This is a genomic window from Streptomyces sp. NPDC088554 (assembly GCF_044752945.1).
Taxonomy (GTDB): Bacteria; Actinomycetota; Actinomycetes; order Streptomycetales; family Streptomycetaceae; genus Streptomyces.
The window spans coordinates 1-7,133 of the sequence record NZ_JBIVMF010000071.1; the positions used below are offsets into that span (position 1 = coordinate 1).

Annotated in this window: 1 pseudogene; it reads left to right on the top strand. The window is 72.1% G+C overall.

What is annotated here, in order from left to right:
- Window positions 1–7 precede the first annotated feature (7 nt).
- A pseudogene (locus ACIP8W_RS31630) lies at window positions 8–7,133 on the top strand (type I polyketide synthase); the annotation flags it as partial.

Consider the following 7,133-nt stretch of genomic DNA (forward strand, 5'->3'; position numbering starts at 1 on the left):
GGGTGCTGTGTTGCGGCCGAAGGTGGATGCGGGCTGGTATTTGCATGAGCTGACGCGTGGGCTGGATCTGTCGGCGTTTGTGGTGTTCTCGTCGGCGGCTGGTGTGGTCGGCAGTCCGGGGCAGGGGAATTACGCGGCGGGCAACGCGTTCCTGGACGCGTTGATGGAGCGTCGGCGGGCCGAGGGGCTGCCGGGTGTGTCGTTGGCGTGGGGTCCGTGGGAGCCTGTCGGCGGGATGACCGGCACGCTCGCCGGGGCCGACGCGGACCGGCATGCCCGTTCGGGGGTGTCACCGTTGTCGGTGGAGCAGGGGGTGGCGCTTTTTGATGCGGCTCTCGCCGCCGACGACGCTGTGGTGGTACCGGTGAGGCTCGACCTGGCGGCGCTGCGATCTCATGGCGAAGTCCCGCCGCTGCTGCGGACGTTGATCCGCACCCGGGCCCGGCGGGCCGCCGTCTCCGGATCGGGGGCGGCCGGTGATCTCGCCCAGCGGCTCGGCCGGCTGGATGGTGCCGACCGGACCGACCTGCTGCTCGATCTCGTACGGGGACAGGTGGCCCTGGTCCTCGGGCATGCCGGCGGCGCCGATATCGACGCGGGCCGCGCGTTCCGCGACCTCGGGTTCGACTCGCTGACGGCGGTGGAACTGCGGAACCGACTGGGCACGGTGACCGGGCTGCGGATGCCGGCCACCCTGGTCTTCGACTACCCGACCGTGCGGGGACTGGCCGCGTACCTCCTCGACGAGCTGCTCGGCGCCGACGCGGCCGCTCCCACCGGCCGCAGGACCGCCGCCGTGGCGGACGATCCGATCGTGGTCGTGGGGATGAGCTGCCGCTATCCGGGTGGGGTGGCCTCGCCGGATGATCTGTGGCGGCTGGTCACGGAGGGTACGGACGCGATCTCCGGATTCCCGGCCAACCGTGGCTGGGACATCGAGGCGCTGTACCACCCGGACCCGGACCACACCGGTACCGCGTACACCCGATCGGGCGGATTCCTGCACGAGGCAGGGGAGTTCGACCCGGAGTTCTTCGGGATGAGCCCGCGCGAGGCGCTCGCCACCGACTCGCAGCAGCGGCTGCTGCTCGAAGCCTCTTGGGAGGCGATCGAGCGGGCGGGTATGGATCCGCTGTCGTTGAGGGGCAGTGCGACCGGTGTGTTCGCCGGGGTGATGTACAGCGACTACAGCGCGGTGCTCGCGGACGACGAGTTCGAGGGCTTCCGGGGCGGGGGTAGTTCGCCGAGTCTGGCGTCGGGTCGGGTGTCGTACACGTTGGGTCTTGAGGGGCCGGCGGTGACGGTGGATACGGCGTGTTCGTCGTCGTTGGTGGCGATGCACTGGGCGATGCAGGCGTTGCGCAGTGGTGAGTGTTCGCTCGCGTTGGCGGGTGGGGTGACGGTGATGTCGACGCCGTCGGTGTTCGTGGACTTCGCGCGTCAGCGTGGTCTGTCGCCGGACGGCCGGTGCAAGGCGTTCTCGGAGTCGGCTGATGGGGTGGGCTGGTCCGAGGGTGTGGGCATGCTGGTCCTGGAGCGCTTGTCGGACGCTCGGCGCAACGGTCATGAGGTGTTGGCCGTGGTGCGGGGGTCGGCCGTCAATCAGGATGGTGCGTCGAACGGTCTGACGGCTCCGAACGGTCCTGCGCAGCAGCGTGTGATCCGGCAGGCGTTGGCGAGTGGTGGGCTGTCCGTGGGCGACGTGGATGTGGTGGAGGCGCATGGTACGGGGACGACGCTGGGTGACCCGATCGAGGCGCAGGCGCTGTTGGCGACGTACGGCCGGGACCGTGACCCGGAGCGGCCGCTGCTGCTCGGTTCGGTGAAGTCGAACATCGGCCACACCCAGGCCGCCGCCGGTGTCGCCGGTGTCATCAAGATGATCATGGCGATGCGCCACGGTGTGCTGCCACGCACCCTGCATGTCGACGCGCCGTCGTCGCATGTGGACTGGTCCGAGGGCGCGGTGGAGCTGCTGACCTCGGAGCGGGCATGGCCCGAGTCGGACCGGGTCCGCCGTGCCGGGATCTCGTCCTTCGGGATCAGCGGCACCAACGTCCACACCATCATCGAACAGCCCCCGCTGCTCCCCGTCTCCACGGCCCCGCGCCGCGCGGCCGGTCCCGTACCGCTGCTGCTCTCGGGCAGGACCCGGGACGCCCTGCGCGGCCAGGCGGCGCGGCTTCTGTCGTACGTCCGGGCGAGGCCCGAACTCGACCTGTTGGACTGCTCGTTCTCGCTGGCCACCACCCGCTCGCGGTTCGACCGGCGTGCCGCCGTGACGGCCGGGGACCGTGCCGAACTGCTGAGGTCGCTCGGCGCGCTGGCAGCCGGCCGTCCCGACGCCGGGGTGACCGAGGGAGAGGCGGCACGGCGCGGCCGGACCGCGGTGCTCTTCACCGGCCAGGGCAGCCAGCGCCCCGGCATGGGGCGCGAACTGTACGAGACGTTCCCGGAGTTCGCCGAGGCGCTGGACGCCGTACTGGCCGTGCTCGACCCGCTCCTCGAACAGCCCCTGCGCGAGGTGATGTTCGCCGAACCCGACACCGCCGGGGCCGCGCTGCTCGACGAGACCGGCTGGACACAGCCCGCGCTGTTCGCGATCGAGGTCGCGCTGTTCCGTCTCGTACGGGCCTGGGGCATCAAGCCGGACTTCGTGACCGGCCACTCGGTCGGCGAGATCACCGCGGCGCATGTGGCGGGGGTGCTGTCGCTGGCCGACGCGTGCACCCTGGTCGCGGCCCGCGCGAAGCTGATGCAGGCGCTGCCCGCGGGCGGCGCGATGGTGGCCGTACAGGCGACGGAGGACGAGGTCGCGCCGCTGCTCTCCGGGCGCGCCGACCGGGTGTCGATCGCCGCCGTCAACGGCCCGGAGTCCGTCGTCGTCTCCGGGGACGAGGACGCGGTCCTGGAGATCGCCGCCTCCTTCGAGGAGCGTGGACGCAAGACCAAGCGCCTGCGGGTGAGCCACGCCTTCCACTCGCCGCGCATGGCCGGGATGCTCGACGCCTTCCGTACGGTTGCGGCAGGACTGACCTTCAACTCGCCGCGTATCGAGGTCATTTCCAACCTGACAGGCGGCCTCGCCACCGCCGAACGGCTCTGCTCCCCGGAGTACTGGACCGAGCACGTCGGCGCGACGGTCCGCTTCGCCGACTGCGTACGGACCCTGCGCGACGCAGGAACGGCCACCTTCCTGGAGCTGGGCCCCGACGGGCCGCTCACCGCGATGGCCCAGGACACACTGGGCGACACGTACGACGCCGTACTCGTCCCGTTCTGCCGCGCGGACCGTACGGAAACACTGGCCGTCACCACCGCGCTGGCCCGGCTCCAGGTGAACGGCACCGAGGTGGACTGGCACGCCTACTTCGCGGGCAGTGGCGCGCGCCGGGTGGACCTACCGACGTATGCCTTCCAACACGAGTTCTACTGGCCACAGTTGCCCGTAATCCCGGCTGCCGCCAACCGGACCGAACCCGCCGATCAGCGGCTGTGGGCAGCCGTGGAGCGCGGCGACGCCGATGAACTGGCGGCGATCCTCGGGCTCGACGCGCGGGACCACGGCTCCCTCGGCTCGCTGCTGCCCGCGCTGACCTCGTGGCGGCGCGGCAAGCGCGAGAAGACCTTGCTCGACACACTGCGCTACCGGATCGAATGGACCGGGTTGCGCAGGCCCGTGGCCCCCGTGCTCGACGGCACCTGGCTCCTGGTCGCCGACGATGCCATCGACGAACAGCTGACCGACGAGGTCGCGGGCGCGCTGAGCGCCCACGGCGCACGGGTGCGCCGGGTGGCCCTGGACGCGTCCTGCGCCGACCGGGCCGTCCTGGCGGCGCGGCTCGTGGACGCCGGGGACGACGGTGCGGGCGGCGGCTGGGACGGCGCGGCGAACGTGCTCTCCGTACTCCCGCTGGACGAGCGCCCGAGCACCGCGTACGCACCGCTCGCCCAGGGGCTCGTCCTGACCGTCGCCCTCGTACAGGCCCTTCAGGACCTCGGGCGGGCCGCCACGGGCGGCGGGCGGCTGTGGACCGCCACCCGGGGCGCCGTGTCGACCGGGCACGACGACCCGGTCGCCCACCCCGTACAGGCGGCGGTCTGGGGGCTCGGCCGGGCCGTGGCGCTGGAGCACCCGCAGTGCTGGGGCGGGCTGATCGACCTGCCCGCCACACTCGACCAGCCGGCCGCGCAGCGGCTCGCCGGGATCCTCGCCACCAAGGACACCCCCGACGGCGAGGACCAGGTCGCGCTGCGCGACACCGGGGTCCACGGCCGTCGGCTCGTCCGGTACGCCGTCGAAGAGCTGCCCGCGGAAGGGGAGTTCACCGCCCGGGGCACCGTGCTCGTGACCGGCGGAACCGGCGCTCTCGGCGCCGAGGTCGGCCGCTGGCTCGCCCGCTCCGGTGCCGAGAACCTGATCCTGACCAGCCGCCGCGGCCCCGACGCCCCCGGCGCGGCCGAACTCGCGGCGGAACTGGAGGCGTTGGGCGCCCGCGTCGAGATCGTCGCCTGCGATGTCGCCGACCGCGACGCGCTTGCCACCGTACTCGCGGCCATCCCCGCCGAACTGCCGCTGACCGGTGTGGTGCACACCGCGGGCATCGGCCACTACGGTCCGCTGGACCGGCTAGGTCCGGCGGAGTTCGCCGCCCTGACCTCGGCGAAACTGGCGGGCGCCGCCCACCTCGACACACTGCTCGGGGACCGGGACCTCGACCTGTTCGTCCTGTTCGGCTCCCTCGCCGGTGTATGGGGCAGCGGCGGCCAGAGCGCCTACGGCGCCGCCAACGCCTACCTCGATGCCCTGGCCGAACACCGCCGCGCGCGCGGCCTCACCGCCACTTCCATCGCCTGGGGCCCCTGGGCCGAGGCGGGCATGGCCGCCACCGACGAGAACGTCACCGACACCCTGAAGCGCCAGGGCCTCGGCTTCCTGGCCCCCGGCCCGGCGATCACGGAACTGCGCCGCGCGGTCGTCCAGCGCGATGTGACCGTTACCCTGGTCGACGTCGACTGGGACCGCTACGCCCCGCTCTTCACCTCCGCCCGCCCCAGCGCGCTGCTCGCTGGACTCCCGGAGGTACGGGCACTCGTCGGCGCCCCGGCCCACCAACAGGCCGCAGGGGTATCGGAGTTCGCCACCCGCGTACGCGCGCTCGCCGAGCCCGAGCAGGACCGGCTGCTCACCGCTCTCGTACGCGGTGAGGCGGCGGGCGTCCTGGGCCACAGCTCCGCCGACTCCGTACCGGAGAGCCGCGCGTTCCGCGACATCGGCTTCGACTCGCTGACCGCCGTGGAACTGCGCAAGCGCCTGACCACTGTCACCGGGCTCACCCTGCCGAGCACGATGGTCTTCGACTACCCGACCCCGCTGGAACTGGCGCGATATCTGCGCGCCCAGCTCCTCGGCACCACACCGGCGGGCACCGGACCCGTCGCCACCGGGTCCACCGACGACGAGCCCATCGCCATCATCGGCATGAGCTGCCGCTTCCCCGGTGGCGCCAACTCACCCGAACAACTCTGGGACTTGGTGACCTCCGGCACGGACGCCGTGAGCGAATTCCCCGTCAACCGGGGCTGGGACGCGGACGGGCTCTACGACCCGGACCCCGACCGGCCCGGCACCACCTACTCCACCCGGGGCGGTTTCCTCCACGAGGCCGACGAGTTCGACCCCACGTTCTTCGGGATCTCCCCGCGCGAGGCGCTGGTAATGGACCCCCAGCAGCGGCTCCTGCTCGAAACCACCTGGGAGACCTTCGAACGCGCGGGCATCGAACCGGGCTCGGTACGGGGCAGCCTCACCGGCACCTTCATCGGTTCCAGCTACCAGGAGTACGGCCACGGCGCGGGCGAGGGCACCGAGGGTCACATGGTCACCGGCAGCATCCCGAGTGTGCTCTCCGGACGACTGGCGTACGTCCTGGGCCTGGAAGGCCCCGCCGTCACCGTCGACACCGCGTGCTCGTCCTCGCTGGTCGCCCTGCATCTGGCCTGCCAGTCACTGCGCAACGGTGAATCCTCGCTCGCCGTCGCGGGCGGCGCCACCATCATGACCACACCCGCCCCCTTCATCGCTTTCAGCCGGCAGCGGGCCCTCGCGCAGGACGGCCGCTGCAAGGCGTTCTCCGATGACGCGGACGGTATGACACTGGCCGAGGGCATCGGCATCCTGCTGGTCGAACGGCTCTCCGACGCCCGCCGCAACGGCCATCAGATCCTCGCCGTGATCCGGGGCTCGGCGATCAACCAGGACGGCGCGTCCAACGGCCTGACCGCGCCCAACGGCCCGTCCCAGCAGCGTGTCATCCACCAGGCCCTCGCCAACGCCGGCCTCGCGCCCACCGACATCGACGCGGTGGAGGCACACGGCACCGGCACACCGCTCGGCGACCCGATCGAGGCACAGGCCCTGCTGGCCACGTACGGCCACGACCGTGACCCCGAGCACTCGCTGCTGCTCGGATCGGTCAAGTCCAACATCGGCCACACCCAGTCCGCGGCCGGTGTCGCGGGTGTCATCAAGATGGTGATGGCACTGCGCCACGGCGTACTGCCCAGGACACTGCATGCCGGGACCCCGTCCTCGCACGTCGACTGGTCGTCCGGTACGGTCCGGCTGCTGTCGGAGACCGTGGAGTGGCCCGGTACCGGCAGGCCGCGCCGCGCGGCCGTCTCGTCGTTCGGCATCAGCGGCACCAACGCGCACACCGTACTGGAACAGGCGCCGGACTCCGCGGAGTCGGAGGCGACGGCCCGGCCCGCGCTGCCCGTACCCGTTCAGGGCGGTGCGGTGCCCTGGGTCGTCTCCGGCCGGAACGCCACCGCCGTACGGGAACAGGCGGCCCGGCTGCTGTCGCACCTGGATATGGCGGACGCCGCCGAGCGCCGGACGCTCGATGTGGGGTTCTCGCTGGTCTCGGCGCGCTCCGTCTTCGAGCACCGGGCCGTCGCCATCGTCGGCGCGGACACCGACCCGCTGGAGGCGTTGCGCGCGATCGGGAACGACGGGGCGTCGTCCGTGGTCGCCCGGGGTGTGGCGGATGTCGGGGGGAAGACGGTGTTCGTTTTTCCGGGGCAGGGGTCGCAGTGGGTGGGGATGGGGGCTCGTTTGTTGGAGGAGTCGC